This window comes from Rothia sp. CCM 9416 (genome assembly GCF_048513535.1).
Classification (GTDB): domain Bacteria; phylum Actinomycetota; class Actinomycetes; order Actinomycetales; family Micrococcaceae; genus Rothia.
In genome coordinates this window covers 12536-30265 of the sequence record NZ_JBLXXR010000023.1, presented here as the reverse complement: position 1 = coordinate 30265, position 17730 = coordinate 12536, and the positions used below count along the sequence as shown (strand labels likewise).

The window sequence follows — 17730 nt, the reverse complement described above, 5'->3', positions numbered from 1 at the left end:
TTTAATAAGAAAACAGTGTCCAGCTATACCCAAGCTCTATCTTGACAGCGGATGTGCCTGAAAACGCACCCCAAACCTGTCTACCCCACTACGCAAGTAGATACTAAGCCCGATAAACTAGAAGCCAGCGTCCAGCACAGGGCAAGACAGTTAGCCCGGATAACAGAACACTATAGAGGAGAACACTTGGCTGATTACTCACGCAACCACTCAGAATCTAACCGAGGTGGATACAAGAAGAGCAGGCCCCAGAACTCCTCTAACAGTAAACGTAGCTACGGAGACCGCACCGAAGGCGGCTACCGCAAGCAGGAGGGTGAGAGCCCCTTCCGCGGCGAGAAGAAGAAACACTTTGACTCACAGCGTGGCGGAAAGCGCTACGACGACCGCAACTCCAACGGTCCAAGGAAGGACAAATTCTCCAAAGATCGCAACTCCAACGGCCCCCGCCGTGACTTTGACCGCGATAGGAAGCAAGGCTACAAGGACCGAGAGGCTGAAAAAACCGACTACAGGCCTTCCAAGAAGGCACCCGAGATTGACACAGACGTTACCGGGAAAGAGCTAGAGAACTGGACTCTGCGTGCTCTACGCCAGCTCGAAGCCCAGAACGCAGAGACCGTAGCTAAGCACCTGGTCATGGTTGGGCGTTACCTCGATATTGACCCCGACTTCGCACTCGAACACGCGATCGCTGCCTCTAAACGAGCAGGCCGTATCGGCGTCGTCCGCGAAGTCGTAGGCATTGCCGCCTACGCAGCAGAAAACTTTGGGCTTGCCCTGCGTGAGCTCCGCACCCACCGCCGTATCTCCGGTTCTCATGACCACCTTGCCCTGCTAGTGGACTGCGAACGCGCCCTGGGTAGGGTTGATAAGGCACTTACCTTGGCCGATGAGGCCAACCAAGAGGAAGTACCCGCAGCCGTACGTTCAGAGGTAGCAATTGTTGTCTCCGGTATCTACCTTGACCGGGGCGAACTCTCAAAGGCTATCTCTGCACTCGAAATTCCCGAGCTTAACCCCAAGCGCGGCTATGACTACTCACCCCGCCTATTCAAGGCCTACGCTGAACTGCTGCAGCAGGATGGCCGAACCAAAGAAGCGGCCCGCTGGGCCCGTCTAGCGCTCATGACTGAGGCCGCACTGGGCCAGGGAGACTTCGTGGAGCCCGAAATCTTTGACATCTTCACCGAAGAAGATTTGCTTGAACCTGAGGAAGTTTCAGTAGACCTTGAAGCCGCTGAAGCCCAGAGCCAGGAATCGGCACCTTCCGATCAGGAAACTAGCCAAGCAGAAGACCCAGTAGCCGGCCTTGATGACGCTCAAGAAGGGCTCACCACAGCTGAAGCCGTGGTCAGTGAAGAAGAGGCTGAAGAGGAAAACCTCCACCAAGTCTCCGCTGACCATGAAGCGCCCATAGAGGAAGAAGCCTAATGCTGCTAGCCGCATACGACGCTATCCTGTCCGACCTTGATGGCGTAGTTTACGCTGGCCCCTACGCCATTGAGGGAGCACCCCAAGCGCTTAACCGCGCCCAGGAGCAGGGCATCGCCCTTGCATTTGTCACCAACAATGCCTCCCGTAGCGTGCAAACAGTTGCCGACCACCTGGTTGAGCTAGGAGTCAAAACCGATGCTGATCACGTGGTCAGCTCAGCCCAGGCAGCCGCTCACCTACTGGCTACCCAGCTACCGGCAGGCTCTAAGGTTCTAATTACCGGTGCACAGGCTCTAGCAGATTGTGTAGCTGCAGAGGGTCTAAGGCCCGTGACCAGCCAGGCCGATGAACCCCTTGCCGTGGCCCAGGGTTTCAACCCCAAGATGTGCTGGGAAGACCTGGCTGAGGCCTCCTACACCCTTGCTGATCATTCGGTGCTCTGGGTGGCATCTAATACCGACTTCACTATCCCTAAAGAACGCGGTTTTGCTCCCGGCAACGGCACACTGGTTGCAGCGGTAGCAAGAGCCACCGGACGCAAGCCCCTGGTCGCCGGTAAACCCGAGACCCCCATCTTTGAAACAGCTGCCCAGAAACTCGGCGCCCACAAGCCCCTAGTAGTAGGGGACCGCCTGGACACCGACATCCAAGGCGGTAACCGAGCGGGTATGGCAACCGCTGTTGTGATGACCGGTGTTGAGACCTTCCAGACCATTCTGGCCGCCATCCCCGGAGAACGCCCCACCTATATCTTGGAAGACCTCAACGGCTTCTTTGAGACCTACCCCCATATCCAGCTTCAAGAAACCGAAACCGGCATTGAGGCTCGAGGCGCTGGCTGGACCGCTCTAGCAAGAGATGAGGAAATTCACCTGCAGGGGCAGGGGAGCGACCTCGATAGCTGGCGAGTAGCCTGCGCGGCATGGTGGGCCAAACACCCCCATGCGAGTGAACCCACTTCCCCCAAGGATATACACCGTGGCTAAACTCCAGGACGAAACAATATCTGCCGATTCGACTAAAGACTCGACGACCGATGTGAGCCTAGACCCTGAGTTTGAGGCAGAACTTGCCGCGACTCTTGCCTGCGACCCCACCGAACGTATCGAGCGGTTAAGCCGCCTGGTCCAGAGCCTGCAAGACGAGCTGGATAAGCACGGGGCGCCAGAGAGCAAGGAACTGTAGCGTGCGGCTAGACCAGTACATGGTACAAGCAGGCATCACCCGTTCACGCACCCTGGCTGCCAAAATGATTAACGCCGGGCACATTAGCGTCAACGGGCAAACCGTGCAGAAAGCCTCCCACAAGGTGCACGAAGCTGATAAGGTCAGCGTCCGCAGGAGCGAGCTCACCGAGTACGTCAGCCGAGCTGGACACAAGCTTGCCGGTGCTCTCGATGCTTTCCCCAGGCTGACCGTAGTAGGTAAGCGCTGCCTTGACGCAGGCGCTTCGACCGGCGGCTTCACCGATGTTTTGCTGCGCCGGGGGGCATCGTGGGTTGCCGCGGTGGACGTAGGCCACGACCAGCTTGTTCCCGAGATACGTAACCACCCGGATGTTGCCGTCTATGAGGGAATGAACGTGCGCCACATGAGCCCTGAAGATATTGGCGGGCAGGTGGACCTCACAGTATCTGACCTCAGCTTTATTTCCCTGACTAAGGTTCTTGGGCCGCTGGCAGGAGCAACCGCTGCTGGCGGTGACCTGCTCCTGATGGTCAAACCCCAGTTTGAGGTAGGACCAGCGCGCATTGGCAAAGGTGGTGTCGTAACAGACCCAGCCGCGCGAGCCGAAGCAGTGGCCCGTGTCCGCGCCTCAGCTCAAGCTGTGGGTCTGGAAGTTCTTGGGGAAGAAACCAGCCCTCTGCCCGGGCAGGACGGTAATGTGGAGTTCTTCCTCTGGTGCCGTAAGCCTCTAGAATACTAACCTGACACCAGGAATCGAATAAATATTCGAAAAAATGTGTGTTGCCGGGCTTAAAAGCCCCTAAAACCTCGGGCTGTCAGTTAGCCTAAAAAGGTGAAGGAAACAGCAAACTCAGCTCCCAAGCCCCTGGCCGGTGAACGCAAGATACTGGTCTTTGCCCACACCGGTCGTCTTGAGGCCCGTGATGCCGCCCGCGCAACCTGTACCCAGCTCTACCAAGCCGGCCTGGTTCCCGTAATGAACCGTGCCGACTTAGAGGCTCTGACTGAAAAGTGGGAGAACCCCGTACCTGTAGCGGTAGCCCACGAAAGCGTGGCTCTCAAAGACATTGAGCTTGGCATGGTCTTAGGCGGTGATGGCTCAATTCTGCGAGCTGCCGAGATGATTCGGCATACCCAGATTCCTCTGATCGGCGTTAACCTCGGCCATGTTGGCTTCCTGGCCGAAGCCGAAGAAGTAGACCTCGCCGAGACGATTGAACGTGTCGTATCCGGTGCCTACACCGTTGAAGAACGCATGGCTATTGACGTCAAAGTGTGGGACGGGCGAACTAAGATCCTTGATACCTGGGCCCTCAACGAGGCCAGCGTTGAAAAGGGCAACCGCGAAAAAATGATCGAAGTAGTCGTTGAAGTGGACCGCCGCCCACTCTCGTCATTTGGCTGTGATGGCGTGGTGCTCGCAACGCCAACAGGCTCCACCGCCTACGCCTTCTCCGGTGGTGGACCCGTGGTTTGGCCCAGCGTTGAAGCTATGCTGATGGTTCCCCTATCGGCTCACGCGCTCTTTGCCCGCCCCCTAGTTACCGCGCCCACCTCCATGATGGCCGTGGAGCTGGTATCCACCAACGGTGCTGAGGGCGTGCTCTGGTGCGACGGCCGCCGAACCAGCGACCTGCCCCCGGGTGCCCGCGTTGAAGTAACCCGCTCTGCTAAGCCGGTACGTTTGGCCCGTATGCACCCGGCGCCTTTCTCGGAGCGCCTGGTCAAAAAATTTGAACTGCCTATCGCCGGCTGGCGTGGCCCCCATTCCCTGGGCCCGGCCACCAGTACACTGCCCCAAGTCAGCGCTCAGTAACTATACCCGGAAGAGATACACACCCGTGATTGAAGAAATCCATCTGCGTGACCTAGGCGTGATCACCGATGCTCGCCTACCCCTTGAACCGGGGTTCTCGGTGCTCACCGGCGAAACCGGTGCCGGTAAGACCATGATCGTGACCGCCCTCGGCATGCTTCTGGGCGCTCGTTCCGATGCTTCTAGCGTGCGCAACGGTGCAAAAAATGCGTTGGCTGAAGCCGTTATCCGTCTGCCACAGGGGCACCGCGCCCTCCACCTGGCAGAAGAAGCTGGGGGAGCGGTCGAAGAGCTCGACGGCGGTAGCTCGGAGTTACTGCTAGCCCGAACCGTGAGCGCCACGGGGCGTTCTCGCGCTCACGTTGGTGGGGTTTCTGCCCCTATCGGGACGCTGGCTGATATTGGGCACACCCTGGTCGCGGTCCATGGTCAGTCAGACCAACTACGGCTTAAAGATGCCGCCGAACAGCGGGCTGCCCTAGATGCTTATGCCGGTAAGAAACTGGAAAAGCTCTTAGCAAGCTATACCCTCAACTATGAGCGCTACCGCAAGGCCGCCGGAGAACTGCGTGACGTCCGCGAAAACACCAGGGCGCGTGCTCTCGAAGCTCAGACCCTTCAAGGTGCACTTGCCGAAATCGATTCGGTCGCGCCTACCGACGGCGAAGACGAAGCCCTAAGAATTGAGAGCCAGAAGCTAACCAATGTGGAGTCTTTGCGGCTGGCCGCAAGCACAGCAGCAAGAGCTCTGGCCGGCAGTGAGTACGCAGACGCCGATGCCCCAAATGTGCTGGGACTGCTCGATGCAGCCCGGTTCGCCCTGGCCGCTGAGGCTGAAGCTGACGCAGATTTAGCCTCGCTAGCAGGGCGTTTGAACGAGGCTCTGATTCATGTCACCGATATTGCCGAGGAAATCTCCGCCTACACTTCTGGGTTAGATAGCGAAGGCCCCGAGCGCTTGGCCGAGGTAGAGAACCGCCGTGCCGCGCTCAAAACCCTGACCCGCAAATATGGGGCCGATATTGCTGAGGTCCTTGCCTGGGCTGAGGAATCACGCGCCCGACTTGCAACTCTCACCGATGACCCGGCCCGCCAAGAGGCTTTGGAGAGCGAACTCCGCCAGCTCCGTGAAACGCTGGGGAATCAGGCTAGCCAACTCACTGAGCTACGGTCCAAGGCCGCCCGTAAGCTGGCCCTGGCGGTGAGCGAAGAACTGACAGCTCTGGCCATGCCCAACGCCTCACTGGTCGTGCAGGTAGAAGAAACCGAGAAGTTCCACCGGTTTGGCAAAGACTCCGTGGCCTTTATGCTGGCTCCCCACCGGCAGGCTGTTCCCAGGCCGCTGGGTAAGGGGGCCTCGGGCGGTGAGCTCTCCCGTGTCATGCTGGCACTAGAAGTTGTACTCTCTGAGGTAGACCCCGTACCCACCTTTATCTTTGACGAGGTGGACTCAGGCGTGGGCGGTAAAGCCGCTATCGAGATCGGCCGTCGCCTTGCCATGCTGGCCAAGAACGTGCAGGTACTGGTGGTTACCCACCTGCCCCAGGTCGCGGCCTTTGCCGACCAACACATTCTGGTGCGTAAAAACGATGACGGTTCCCTCTCTAAGGTCCAGGTACTTTCGTCCGAGGAACGGGTAGTGGAACTTGCCCGTATGCTCTCTGGACACGACCAATCGGCGGCCGCACAAGAACACGCCCGCGAGCTACTACAGAACGCTGGCCAGCTTTAAAAGGAGAGTACCGGCCTCAGAACTTTAGCTGCAGGAACAATGAACTGCTACGAGAGATTGCTGGCAGTCAGCCAGGGCAGAGGCCACAAAATATCCGCCTTAACCGCTCTTCTTAGTGCGGTTTTCGCGGATTTTCCTGAACGGGAAAACGTGATTTTACATAAAGATAAGTCCCGCGAAACCATTCAGGCCAAAGTGGTGATAAGCTGGAATTCCGTGGTAGATACTCAGACATCAAACAACGGTAAAGTCACCCGCCAGATCTTCGTGACCGGTGGCGTGGCATCATCTCTCGGCAAAGGCCTTTCCGCCTCATCTCTAGGCCGGCTCCTCCGCTCCCGTGGTCTTTCTGTGACCATGCAGAAGCTTGACCCCTATCTCAACGTCGACCCCGGCACCATGAACCCCTTCCAGCACGGTGAAGTCTTTGTGACCGACGACGGCGCTGAAACCGACCTCGATATCGGTCACTATGAGCGGTTCCTAGACGAAAATCTCAGCCAGTCCGCTAACGTCACAACCGGCCAGGTCTACTCCCACGTGATCGCCAAGGAACGCCGCGGCGAATACCTGGGCGACACCGTACAGGTTATCCCGCACATCACTGACGAAATTAAACGCCGCATGCGTCTGCCTGCTGAAGACGAGAACGCCCCCGACATCATCATCACCGAAATTGGCGGCACTGTAGGTGATATCGAATCACTGCCCTTCCTCGAAGCCGCACGCCAGGTCCGCCGCGATCTGGGCCGCCGTAACGTCTTCTTCCTGCACGTATCGCTGGTGCCCTTTATCGGGCCCTCCGGCGAACTAAAAACCAAGCCCACCCAGCACTCTGTTGCGGCCCTGCGCGGCCTGGGCATCATTCCCGACGGCCTGATTCTGCGCTGTGAACGCGAAGTTCCCGAATCGCACAAGGTCAAGATTGGTAACGCCTGCGACGTAGAACCCGAGGCCGTTATCTCCTGCGCCGATGCGCCCAGCATCTATGACATTCCCAAGACCCTGCACAGCCAGAAGCTGGACACCTACATCTTGGACTACCTGGGCATCGAAGCTCAGCCCCTTGACTTCACCCAGTGGGATAAGCTGCTGAGCGCGGTACACACCCCCAAGACCGAGCTCCACGTCGCGCTGGTTGGTAAGTACATTGACCTGCCCGACGCTTACCTGTCGGTGACTGAGGCCCTGCGTGCCGGTGGCTTCGCTAACGACGCCAAGGTAAACATCAAGTGGGTAGCCGCAGACCTCTGCTCAAGCCCCGAGGACGCCGCCCATCAGCTTCGCGGCATGGACGCTGTGCTCGTACCCGGTGGCTTCGGTATCCGTGGCCTGGATGGCAAGATCGGTGCCCTGCGTCATGCCCGCCAGAACAAGATTCCCACCCTAGGTATCTGCTTAGGCCTCCAGTCCATGGTCCTAGAGTATGCGCGCAACGTCCTGGGCATTACCGATGCATCATCCACCGAGTTTGACCCCGAGACTGCCTCACCCCTGATTGCCACCATTGAAGAGCAGAAAGCCTACGTTGAGGGTGCAGGCGACCTGGGTGGAACCATGCGCCTGGGCCTTTACCCTGCGCACCTGGCTGAGGGCTCCCTGGCTGCTAGCGTCTACGGTGCGACCGAAGTGTCGGAACGTCACCGCCACCGTTACGAAGTCAACAACGACTACCGCGCCCAGCTTGAAGAAGCAGGTCTAGTTATTTCGGGTACCTCCCCGGATTCCTCCCTGGTTGAGTTCGTAGAACTACCTGTTAGCGAGCACCCCTACTACATCGCAACTCAGGCTCACCCCGAGTACCGTTCACGCCCGACCAAGCCGCACCCGCTCTTTTCCGGGCTGATAAAGGCGGCGCTGCAAGCACGCAAGGCCTAACTGCCACTCTTGCCTAGGTACTAGAAGAGGCCCCGGTTATTTTTTCCCCAGAAAATAGCCGGGGCCTTGAGCCTTGCAGAACATATCCCGCTACCAGGGACTGCTTTCAAAAGAACCCAGCTGGACCCGCCCTTGGGTCGGTGCCACCGACCGGGTAGGGTTGAAGAGAACAAAACGGGTTGAACACGGCAGAAGGGCAGACCCATGCAAAAGAACCTTAACTATGACATCGGAACAGCTGACCGGATCGATGCCGCTGCGCTCGCAGCCGGGCAGGAGGGCATTGCGGATATTGCTAACCCCCGTTATGTCACCAGTCGTACGACCAAATTTGAGGGGTATGTCTGGGATGTTGTACGCGAAGGAATTGCACTGACTCCTGGCGATACTCCCTTTGAACGGGACTTCTTGCTCCACCCCGGGGCGGTGGCTGTGATTGCACTCAATGACCTTAAGGAAGTGCTCCTCATTAACCAGTACCGTCACCCCGTGAGGGCTAACCTGTGGGAAATCCCGGCGGGCCTGCTCGATATTGACGGTGAGCCACCGCTTGAAGCCGCCGCCCGTGAGTTGGCTGAAGAAACAGACCTTCGTGCTGAACGGTGGGACACCCTCATGGAGTTCTACAACTCGCCCGGGGGTATGGGGGAGACCTGCCGCATCTACCTGGCCCGGAACCTGAGTCAGATTCCCGCCGAAGAGCGCGAAGACCGCGTCCACGAGGAGTCAGAAATCGTGCTGCGCTGGGTGCCTCTGGACCAAGCCGTGGAGGCTGTCCTCGCCGGACGTATCCACAACGCGGCCTCAACTAATGCTATCCTGGCGCTGGATGCAGCGGCCCGGCGGAACTTTGAAACCCTATACTCCACCGATGCTCCTTTCACCGCCCACCCAGCCCTGCGCGAGCCTAACTATCGCGGTGAGATCCGACCGGCAGAGGGCCTCTAGGCATGGAGCAACCCCGCAACCTGGGGGGAAGAACGCGCAAGGAGCCAGAAGCGCTGACCCCACTCGACCAGGCGGTGGAGGCCTACCTCAACCACCTGGCCATTGAGCGTGGCCTGGCCGCCAACACGCTGGCCTCCTACCGGCGAGACCTAATCCGCTACAGTGTTTACCTTGATAGCGTCGGAATTATCGACCCCAAGAACATCACCAAAAAGCACGTGCGTGACTTTGTCGCTGATTGTGCCACTCCACCTGCTGGGGGCGGGAATCCGCTATCCCAGAGGTCTATCGCCCGGGTGATTAGTGCTGTCAGAGGCGCTCACAAATTTTGGTTGCTTGAGGCCATGACAGCCACTAACGCTGCCTCTACCGTGCGGCCACCCACACCGGGTGCCCGGCTCCCCAAAGCGGTACCGCTGAGCGACATTACACGTTTACTGGAAAGCCCTGACCCGGCCACGCCTGCGGGGCTACGGGATAGGGCACTCCTGGAGTTTCTCTACTCCACCGGGGCCCGCATTAGCGAAGCCATCAACGTGGACCTCGATGATGTTGTGATAGACCGAAACCAGTCAGACTCAGCCCTGCCCGCTGTGGTGCGCCTGTTTGGTAAGGGCAGTAAAGAACGGGTGGTGCCGGTGGGCTCTTATGCAAGCAGAGCCATTGAAGACTACCTGGTGCGCGGCAGACCCGCCCTGGCTGCTAAGGGTAAGGGCGCCCCTGCCCTGTTCCTGAATGGGCGGGACGGCGCGCGGATAACCCGGCAGGGGGCCTACCTGGTCCTCAAGAAGCACGCCCAAAGAGTAAAAATTCGGGCCGAGATTTCACCGCACACCCTGCGGCACTCATTTGCCACTCACCTGCTTGAAGGCGGGGCAGATATCAGGGTGGTACAAGAGCTTCTGGGGCATGCCTCCGTGACCACCACCCAGGTCTACACCAAGGTCACCGCAGATACCCTGCGTGAAGTTTTTGCCGCCAGTCACCCGCGTGCCCGATAAAAGGCACCTGCCCCGGGCGCTATAACTAGCTCCCGGGCAGGTCGGCGGGCTATGGTGCGGGTTTAGAGGTGGCGCTCATCGACACCCCGGTAGGCTGAGAGCGGCCTAATCAGTGAGTTAGCGGCTCGCTGCTCCAGAATGTGGGCGGTCCACCCGGTCAGTCGGGAGGCCACAAAGATGGGGGTAAAGGTGGGGGTATCAAAGCCCATCAGATGGTAGGTAGGCCCAGCGGGGTAGTCCAGATTGGGCTTGATCCCCTTTGCCTCGTCCATTGCTTCTGCCAGGCCCTGGTAGAGGCCAATGACATCTGAGCGGTCATAGTACTGCACCATGTCAAAGAACGATTTCTGCATGGTGGGTACGCGGGAATCTCCGTTCTTGTAGACGCGGTGGCCAAAGCCCATAATCTTCTTTTTCTGGGCCAGAGCGGCCTCCATCCATTCCTTAGCACGTGCCTTGGCAGCGGCCTGGGACTCGCCAGCAATGACACCGATTTCATCGAAGGTGTGCTGAACTGCCTCGTTAGCGCCGCCGTGCAGGGGACCCTTGAGGGCTCCGATTGCGCCGGTGACAGCTGAGTGCAGATCAGACAGGGACGATGTAATCACGCGGGCTGTGAAGGTGGAAGCGTTGAAAGAGTGCTCGGCGTACATGACCATCGAGACGTTGAAGGCGGTTTTGACTTCGGGGGCCGGGACCTGGCCAAAGGCCATGTAGAGGAAATTATCGCAGTAGTCCAGATCATCGCGGGGCTCAAGGAGTTCCTGACCTCGTCGGCGGCGCTGGTCGTAGCAGACCACAGCGGGCATGACCGCAAAAAGCTCCCAGGCTTTGCCCAGCTCAGCCTCAGGGGCTGAATCTTCGCTCTCCGGGTGGCAGGCCCCCAGGAAAGAGACGGCTGTGCGGCACACGTCCATGGGGTGACAGTCCAGAGGCAGAGCATCGATAACAGCTTTGAGGGCCGGTGGCAGTGCTCGGTGGGAGCGTTCAAAAGCGGTGAACTCTGCAAGCTGTTCATCGGTGGGTAGCTCGCCGTTCCAGAGGAGCAGGGCTACCTGCTCAAAAGGAAGAGCAGCAAGTTCCTGGACGGGGTAGCCGCGATAGAGCAGGGAGTTGGTTTGGGCATTGACCTTTGAGATCGCGGTGTAGTCGGCAACAACACCGGCAAGCCCCTTAGCGACGTCTTTGTCAGTCATGGTGTATCTCCTTGTGATGGGGTGAAACGATGCACCCGAACTATGTTTGGTCTGGGTAGGGGCCGAGCAAAAACTACCCGGCCCCTGCCCTGAGGCGGGGTTAGTTCGTTGATTCCCCAAATTTTCCGGGTACCTCGAAATTGAAGATGCCGGTGTCAAAGTGGTTGTAGCCTTCGTAATCGACCAGTTCGTAGAGACGCGAACGGGTGAGCATCTGGTCTACAGCGGCTTCTTGGGTTCCATCGGATTCGATGGTTTCCAGTACCCGTTCCATGGCCCCCAGTGAGGAGCGGAGCAGAGTAACCGGGTAGATAATGAGAGAAATACCGGCTTGAGCAAGCTGGTCTTTGGTGTAGAGCTGGCTCTTCCCGAACTCGGTCATATTGGCCAAGACCGGCACCTGGACGGCATCGCAGACAGCCTTGAACTCGTCCAGGTTCTTCATGGCCTCGGGGAAGATTGCATCGGCGCCGGCATCGACCAGGGCCTTGATGCGGTCGATGGTCTCTGCCAGTGAAGAGGTGCCACGCAGGTCGGTCCGGGCCATAATCAGGAAGTTCTCGTCCCTGCGGGCTTCGGCTGCCGCCCGGATTCGCTTGGTCGCGGTTTCCAGGTCAACCATGTTCTTGTTATCCAGGTGGCCGCACCGCTTGGGGTTGAACTGATCCTCAATATGGCAACCGGCCAGCCCGTGTTCCTCGAACTCTTGGATAGTTCGGGCCACGTTCATGGGTTCGCCAAAACCGGTGTCAGCATCGACGATAGCCGGTAGGTTGGTGACGCGGGCAATCTGCCCGGCCCTCTGAGCGACCTCGGTTAGAGTGGTCAGCCCGACGTCGGGAAAACCTAGCTCATTGGCCAGCACTGCACCGGAGATGTAGATGCCGTCAAAGTTCTTCTCTTCAATCAGGCGGGCTGAGAGAGGGGTGTAGGTTCCCGGGAACTGGCGAATCTGGTTGCTTGCCAGCATGGCGCGCAAATCCTGGCGTTTTTGAGTGGCGGTTTTCGATGAGTAAAGCATTAGAAGATACCTTTCGCTCCGGTTTGAAGGTCAAGGGAGGCGGTGATGTTGAGGGCATCAAGTTCACCGGCACCTAGCTGGGCCAGGTTTTCTACGGCGGTGAGAAAGCGGTCCTGCTCCTCCTCAGAGACTTGACCTGCGGCTAGGGTGCGGAACTTCTTGATATAGTCGGCGCGAGCGAAGGGGCGGGCCCCGAGCGGGTGAGCGTCGGCTACCGCGATTTCCTCAATCAGGGTTTCACCGTTGGTTAGCTTGATTTCTGCACGCCCGCCAAAGGCCTTTTCTGCCGAGTCCTTGGAGTGGTAGCGGCGGGTCCACTCAGCATCTTCTGCGGTGGTGACCTTGTGCCAGAGCTCTACGGTGTCGGGGCGCTGGGCCCGTTCGGGGGCGTAGGAGGCTAGGTGATCCCATTGGCCGTCCTGGAGCATGACGGTAAAGATGTAGGGAATCGAATGGTCAAGGGTTTCGCGGGTTGCGCTGGGGTCGTACTTCTGCGGGTCGTTAGCGCCTGAGCCAATGACGTAGTGGGTGTGGTGTGAGGTATGCAGAACAATGGACTCAACATTTTGCGGGTCGGTAAGTTCCGGGTGTTCCTTGTGGAGCTTGCGAGCCAAATCGATCCAGGCCTGGGCCTGGTACTCGGCGGAGTGTTCCTTGGTGTAGGTATCCAAGATAGCGCGCTTGGGCTCACCGGGTGCGGGGAGCGGAACCTGGTAACGGGCATCGGGGCCATCTAGCATCCAGGCAATCACGCCGTCTTCACCCTCGTAAATGGGAACCGGTGAGGTCTGCCCGCGCATGGCACGGTCAACAGCTTCAACAGCCATTTTTCCGGCGAAAGCAGGAGCGTGGGCTTTCCAGGTAGAAATCTCGCCCTTACGTGACTGGCGGGTAGCGGTGGTGGTGTGCAAACCCTGGCCAATGGCCTGGAAGATAGTCTCGGTATCCAGCCCCAGAAGGGTACCGATTCCTGCGGCAGCGGAGGGGCCGATGTGGGCAACGTGGTCAATCTTGTGCTTGTGCAGGCAGATTGCTTTGACCAGGTCTACCTGAACTTCGTAGCCGGTAGCGATGCCACGAATAAGGTCGTACCCGCTGCGACCGGTGTGCTGGGCAACAGCCAGTATGGGCGGAATGTTGTCGCCGGGGTGGGAATACTCAGCAGCCAGGAAAGTATCGTGGTAGTCCAGCTCGCGCACGGCAACACCGTTGGCCCAGGCTGCCCACTCGGGGGAAACCTTGGTCGTGGCGGGGACACCAAAAATTGTCGCGCCGCTACCGTTGGGGGAGTGGGCGTGAGTGAGCGCCTGGTCGCGGGCAGAGATAATGGGGCCGCGATTGAGCGAAGCGATAGCCACCGATGCATTATCGATGATGCGGTTAATGACCATCTCTTCAACCTCGGGGAGCACCTCAACAGGGTCGGTTGCTAGCTGGGCGAGCTTATAGGCTAGCTGGTCCTCGCGGGGTAGGTTCTCATCGGAACGGTAGACACGAACTTCGTGTGTAACGGTCATGGAATGATCCTTTCAACAACAGTGGGTTACTTGGTTTTAGGCTGTGGTGGCTGATCCTGCGGTGATAGTCGAAGGCTGAGGCGGGGACTGCTCGAACTGGATCTGTTGGTTTTGTGAGTTTGCCGCCTCCTCAATGGCATAGAGAGCCTTGGCCAGGTGGAGCCGGACGGCGGCCTCGGCTAACTGCTGATCTCCTGAGGCGATGCACCGGGCTATCTGCGCGTGTTCCTCAGCTGCTTGGGCCAGCCGAATAGGGTTGGCCTTGGAGAGCTTGCGGATGCGGGTCAGCTGGGTTCGCAGGGAGGCTTGGGCCTGGTGCAGGTAGCGGTTATCCGCAGCCCTGTCGATTGCGCTGTCAAGCTCATCAACGAGTGCATAGTATTCGGCCAGCTGGCTACTGCCTTGGTGTAGCTCAAGGGCAGCTTGCTCAAAGGCGCTGGCAAGCTGACGGAAAGTTAGAGGGTTACCGCGGCGGGCGGCTAGGGCTGCTGCAGTACAGTCCAAGCTGGTCCGCAATTCAAAGAGGGAGTAGACATTGGCCAGAGAAATCGGGGCAACAATTACGCCCCGCCCAGGGGCCGGTTCAGCTAACCCCTCAGCAAGGAGCCGGGAAATTGCTTCCCGGACAGGGGTGCGTGAGACTCCCAGCCGTTCAGACTGCTCGACTTCAGCAATCACAGAGCCGGGGGCCAGCATTCCCTCCATGATGTTGCTACGCAAACTTTGATAGGCAAGCTCGCCTGCTTTCATGGCTACCTCTCCAGCTCAACTATGACTTCTAGCACTGGTGTGCAGATGGGATTACTCTAAAACACCGCCGGGGATTTTGTATACATAAAGTTTGAAAAATATGGTTTATGGCGAAATATTTGTGTCATTTTTGGGTCTAGGGCAATTTTTTGTATACAAACTCTTGCTTAAGTGTGACCCTCAGCACTAGGTTGGAGTCACTTACCTCCACAACAAACAGTCCCACAGTCCTGAAGGAGTGCCCCTGGTGACAACCTACAGTGAAACCTACCGCGACAGTATCGACAACCCAGAGGGCTTCTGGTTAACCCAAGCGCAAGCCATCCACTGGGATAGGCCTCCGCACACAGCCCTGGATAGCTCAGCTGAACCTATCTACCGCTGGTTCCCCGATGGGCAACTCAACACCTGCTACAACGCTGTAGACAGGCATGTCCAAGCGGGCAAGGGTGACCAAACCGCTATTATCTACGACTCAGCCATGCTGGGTACCCGCCAACAGATCACTTACGCCGAGCTCAAAGAGCAGGTCGAACAGCTGGCGGGATCGCTCGCATCGGCTGGAGTAGCTCAAGGGGACCGTGTCCTCATTTACATGCCCATGATTCCGCAAGCTGCTGTGGCCATGCTGGCTGTGGCACGGCTGGGCGCTGTGCACTCCGTGGTCTTTGGTGGCTTTGCTCCCAACGAACTAGCCAGTCGTATCAATGACTGTCAACCCGGCGTGGTACTTACCGCATCCGGCGGCATTGAACCCCGCCGTCACATTGAATACATCCCGGCAGTTGAAAAAGCACTGGAACTAGCAGAAGCTAAGCCTCACACGGTCTTTGTCTTTGCCCGCGAAGGCTTTGAACATTCGGTAGACGATGCCGCAGCACGCGCCCAGAAGCAAGGCACGGACGTGACCTGGCAGGACTGGGGAAAGGCTACAGACCAGGCTAGCCCGCATGGGCCGGTACCCGTCACTGCAACTGACCCCCTGTACATCCTTTACACCTCGGGAACGACCGGCTCTCCCAAGGGCGTAGTGCGCGATAACGGCGGCCACGCCGTTGCCCTGACCTGGACCATGAAGAATATCTACGACGTTGGCAAGCAAGAGGTCATGTGGTGCGCCTCGGACGTTGGCTGGGTTGTGGGCCACTCCTACATCGTCTATGGGCCTCTGCTGGCCGGTGCAACAACCGTGCTTTATGAAGGCAAGCCTGTGGGTACCCCTGACGCCGGTGCCTTCTGGCGAGTTATTCAGGATGCCGGGGTAAAGTCACTCTTCACCGCGCCCACCGCACTGAGGGCTATCCGCAAAGCTGACCCCGAAGCAGAGCTACTGGGATCCTACGATATTTCCTCCCTTGAGCTTCTGTTTGTGGCTGGCGAAAGGCTTGACCCTGAAACCTACCACTGGGCTACCGAGAAACTGGGTGTCCCCGTGATTGATAACTGGTGGCAGACCGAAACCGGCTGGGCGATTGCGGCTAATCCGCGCGGGCTTGAAGCGCTCCCACTCAAGCCCGGTTCCCCCTCGGTGCCCTCGCCCGGCTATAACCTGCAGGTGCTCGATCCCATGGGCGAGCCGGTTGGGCCGGAGGAGGAAGGCAACCTGGCTATTAAGCTACCGCTCCCACCCGGCACCTTGCCCACCCTGTGGGGCGATGATGACCGCTACATCGCCTCCTACCTCGAAGCCTTCGAAGGCTACTACGCCACCGGTGACTCCGGCTATGTTGACCCAGATGGCTACGTGTTTGTCATGGGTAGAACCGACGACGTGATCAATGTTTCGGGGCACAGGCTCTCCACCGGTGCCATGGAACAGGTTCTTGCCGGGCACTCAGCAGTAGCCGAGTGCGCCGTTATCGGTATTGCTGACCCACTCAAAGGCCAGCGACCCGCTGGGTACGTGGTTCTCAAAGCCGGGGTGGATATTACCGAAGAAGAGCTGGCTGCCCAGCTGATTGCGAGCGTGCGGGAAAACATCGGCGCTGTTGCTGACTTCAAGGACGTCAAAATCGTTGAGGGTCTGCCTAAGACCCGCTCCGGCAAGATTCTGAGAAAGACCATGCGCCAAATTGCCGATGGTGAGGAATACAAGGTGCCCTCAACCATTGAAGACATGGGCGTACTTGACGATATAGCCAAGATCATCAAGGGCTAAGCCCAGCCCGGGGTGCTCCTGACTGCCTCCTGATACGGGCGGTTGGGGGCACCCCCCTTTTTTGTGCGGAGCCAGGACCAAAGAACCTTATTTATCAGCCCCCCTGGGGCGCTGTTCCCCCTTTTGGTGTGGAGGAAGAGGCCCCCGTGTGTGCTTGCCCTCCTTTGAGCCAGTAGACTGTTAGGTAAAAGTCTTTTATAACCGAACTGCAAAAGGTGACGTACAGTGACTGAAACAGGAGCTGAGCAGCTTGGCCCCACAGGCCGACCCCTGCGCATCTACCCGGATCCCGCGCCCCTGACGAGCCACGGGCCTGCCCGTATTATCTCCATGGTGAACCAGAAGGGTGGTGTGGGTAAAACTACCTCCACCATTAACCTGGGCGCCGCCCTGGCCGAGGCAGGGCGCAAGGTTCTGCTGGTTGATTTTGACCCGCAGGGAGCACTTTCAGCGGGCTTTGGGGCTAACCCCCACGAGCTAGACCTGACCGTATACAACGTCATGATGGACCGTAAGGTTGAGATTCGCGACGTTATCCAGAGCACCGACTTTGAGAACATCGACCTGCTACCGGCTAACATCGACCTCTCAGCCGCAGAAGTCCAGCTGGTTAACGAAGTAGCTCGTGAACAGGTACTGGCCAGCGCACTGCGCAAGGTCGAGAAGGACTACGACGTCATTCTTATTGACTGCCAACCATCGCTGGGTCTGCTCACCGTCAACGCCCTGACCGCAAGCCACGGTGTGATTATTCCTCTGATTTGTGAGTTCTTTGCCCTGCGTGCGGTGGCCCTGCTGGTGGATTCGATTGAGAAGGTTCAGGATCGCCTGAACCCCAAGCTCGAAATTGATGGCGTCCTAGCCACCATGTTCGATTCCCGTACCCTGCACTCTAAAGAAGTGCTGGCGCGTATTATCGATGCCTTTGGCGATAGGGTCTTTGATACGGTTATCAAGCGCACCGTTAAGTTCCCCGATGCGACCGTTTCGGCTGAGCCTATTCTGTCCTACGCATCGAATCACCCCGGCGCTGAGGCCTACCGTCAGCTTGCCCGTGAGCTCATCAGCCGCGGCGGCGCACCCTAACC

Annotated in this window: 15 protein-coding genes; 11 read left to right on the top strand and 4 right to left on the bottom strand. The window is 58.5% G+C overall.

Annotated features, from left to right (window positions below):
• The first annotated feature begins 186 nt into the window (after window positions 1–186).
• The 9 genes from ACN080_RS09075 to ACN080_RS09035 all read left to right on the top strand — a co-directional run bounded on the left by ACN080_RS09075 (window position 187) and on the right by ACN080_RS09035 (window position 10000).
• Entirely contained in the window at window positions 187–1434 is a 1248-nt protein-coding gene (locus ACN080_RS09075; protein WP_419113595.1) for a hypothetical protein, read from the top strand.
• The gene (locus tag ACN080_RS09070) at window positions 1434–2423 is read left to right on the top strand and encodes an HAD-IIA family hydrolase (RefSeq protein WP_419113594.1); all 990 of its coding nucleotides are present in this window, start codon (window positions 1434–1436) and stop codon (window positions 2421–2423) included. Before ACN080_RS09075 ends, ACN080_RS09070 begins: the two co-directional genes overlap by 1 nt.
• Window positions 2416–2622 (top strand): hypothetical protein, encoded by a 207-nt coding sequence (locus ACN080_RS09065; protein ID WP_419105420.1) that lies wholly within the window; start codon window positions 2416–2418, stop codon window positions 2620–2622. The genes ACN080_RS09070 and ACN080_RS09065 overlap by 8 nt, the downstream gene beginning before the upstream one ends.
• A gap of 1 nt (window position 2623) precedes the next feature.
• A complete protein-coding gene (locus ACN080_RS09060) occupies window positions 2624–3364 on the top strand; it encodes a TlyA family RNA methyltransferase (protein ID WP_419110684.1) in 741 nt (246 codons plus the stop codon).
• 93 nt (window positions 3365–3457) lie between these two features.
• Window positions 3458–4441, top strand: coding sequence for an NAD kinase (locus ACN080_RS09055; protein WP_419100003.1), 984 nt, complete (start codon window positions 3458–3460; stop codon window positions 4439–4441).
• A gap of 25 nt (window positions 4442–4466) precedes the next feature.
• Window positions 4467–6173, top strand: coding sequence for a DNA repair protein RecN (gene recN / locus ACN080_RS09050; RefSeq protein WP_419113593.1), 1707 nt, complete (start codon window positions 4467–4469; stop codon window positions 6171–6173).
• A gap of 198 nt (window positions 6174–6371) precedes the next feature.
• Window positions 6372–8051 carry a CTP synthase gene (locus ACN080_RS09045; RefSeq protein ID WP_419113598.1) on the top strand — a complete coding sequence of 560 codons (1680 nt, stop codon included), beginning with the start codon at window positions 6372–6374 and terminating at the stop codon, window positions 8049–8051.
• A 204-nt stretch (window positions 8052–8255) separates the two neighbouring features.
• On the top strand, window positions 8256–8999 hold the full coding sequence (locus ACN080_RS09040; protein WP_419110683.1) for an NUDIX domain-containing protein: 744 nt from the start codon (window positions 8256–8258) through the stop codon (window positions 8997–8999).
• A gap of 2 nt (window positions 9000–9001) precedes the next feature.
• Window positions 9002–10000 carry a site-specific tyrosine recombinase XerD gene (locus ACN080_RS09035; protein WP_419113592.1) on the top strand — a complete coding sequence of 333 codons (999 nt, stop codon included), beginning with the start codon at window positions 9002–9004 and terminating at the stop codon, window positions 9998–10000.
• A gap of 62 nt (window positions 10001–10062) precedes the next feature.
• On the opposite strand, the gene ACN080_RS09030 is transcribed toward ACN080_RS09035, so the two are convergent.
• The 4 genes from ACN080_RS09030 to ACN080_RS09015 all read right to left on the bottom strand — a co-directional run bounded on the left by ACN080_RS09030 (window position 10063) and on the right by ACN080_RS09015 (window position 14484).
• Window positions 10063–11196, bottom strand: coding sequence for a bifunctional 2-methylcitrate synthase/citrate synthase (locus ACN080_RS09030; protein WP_419113591.1), 1134 nt, complete (start codon window positions 11194–11196; stop codon window positions 10063–10065).
• Between the two features lie 100 nt (window positions 11197–11296).
• The gene (gene prpB, locus ACN080_RS09025) at window positions 11297–12217 is read right to left on the bottom strand and encodes a methylisocitrate lyase (RefSeq protein WP_419100008.1); all 921 of its coding nucleotides are present in this window, start codon (window positions 12215–12217) and stop codon (window positions 11297–11299) included.
• Complete coding sequence (locus ACN080_RS09020) at window positions 12217–13734, bottom strand: MmgE/PrpD family protein (protein WP_419113590.1); 1518 nt, start codon at window positions 13732–13734, stop codon at window positions 12217–12219. Before ACN080_RS09020 ends, prpB begins: the two co-directional genes overlap by 1 nt.
• Before the next feature lie 36 nt (window positions 13735–13770).
• Window positions 13771–14484, bottom strand: coding sequence for a GntR family transcriptional regulator (locus ACN080_RS09015; RefSeq protein ID WP_419100010.1), 714 nt, complete (start codon window positions 14482–14484; stop codon window positions 13771–13773).
• A gap of 244 nt (window positions 14485–14728) precedes the next feature.
• Here ACN080_RS09015 and ACN080_RS09010 point away from each other — a divergent pair, with 244 nt between their 5' ends.
• Window positions 14729–16642, top strand: a complete 1914-nt coding sequence (locus ACN080_RS09010) for a propionyl-CoA synthetase (protein ID WP_419113597.1) — start codon at window positions 14729–14731, stop codon at window positions 16640–16642.
• 225 nt (window positions 16643–16867) lie between these two features.
• Complete coding sequence (locus tag ACN080_RS09005) at window positions 16868–17728, top strand: ParA family protein (RefSeq protein WP_419100011.1); 861 nt, start codon at window positions 16868–16870, stop codon at window positions 17726–17728.
• Window positions 17729–17730: the final 2 nt, after the last annotated feature.

What these genes read in the sequence shown, in the direction of transcription:
- ACN080_RS09070 (WP_419113594.1), top strand. Translation starts at nt 1,434, where the DNA reads ATGCTGCTAGCCGCATACGACGCTATCCTGTCCGACCTTGATGGCGTA.
- ACN080_RS09040 (WP_419110683.1), top strand. Translation starts at nt 8,256, where the DNA reads ATGCAAAAGAACCTTAACTATGACATCGGAACAGCTGACCGGATCGAT.
- ACN080_RS09035 (WP_419113592.1), top strand. Translation starts at nt 9,002, where the DNA reads ATGGAGCAACCCCGCAACCTGGGGGGAAGAACGCGCAAGGAGCCAGAA.
- ACN080_RS09030 (WP_419113591.1), bottom strand. Translation starts at nt 11,196, where the DNA reads ATGACTGACAAAGACGTCGCTAAGGGGCTTGCCGGTGTTGTTGCCGAC.
- prpB (WP_419100008.1), bottom strand. Translation starts at nt 12,217, where the DNA reads ATGCTTTACTCATCGAAAACCGCCACTCAAAAACGCCAGGATTTGCGC.
- ACN080_RS09020 (WP_419113590.1), bottom strand. Translation starts at nt 13,734, where the DNA reads ATGACCGTTACACACGAAGTTCGTGTCTACCGTTCCGATGAGAACCTA.
- ACN080_RS09015 (WP_419100010.1), bottom strand. Translation starts at nt 14,484, where the DNA reads ATGAAAGCAGGCGAGCTTGCCTATCAAAGTTTGCGTAGCAACATCATG.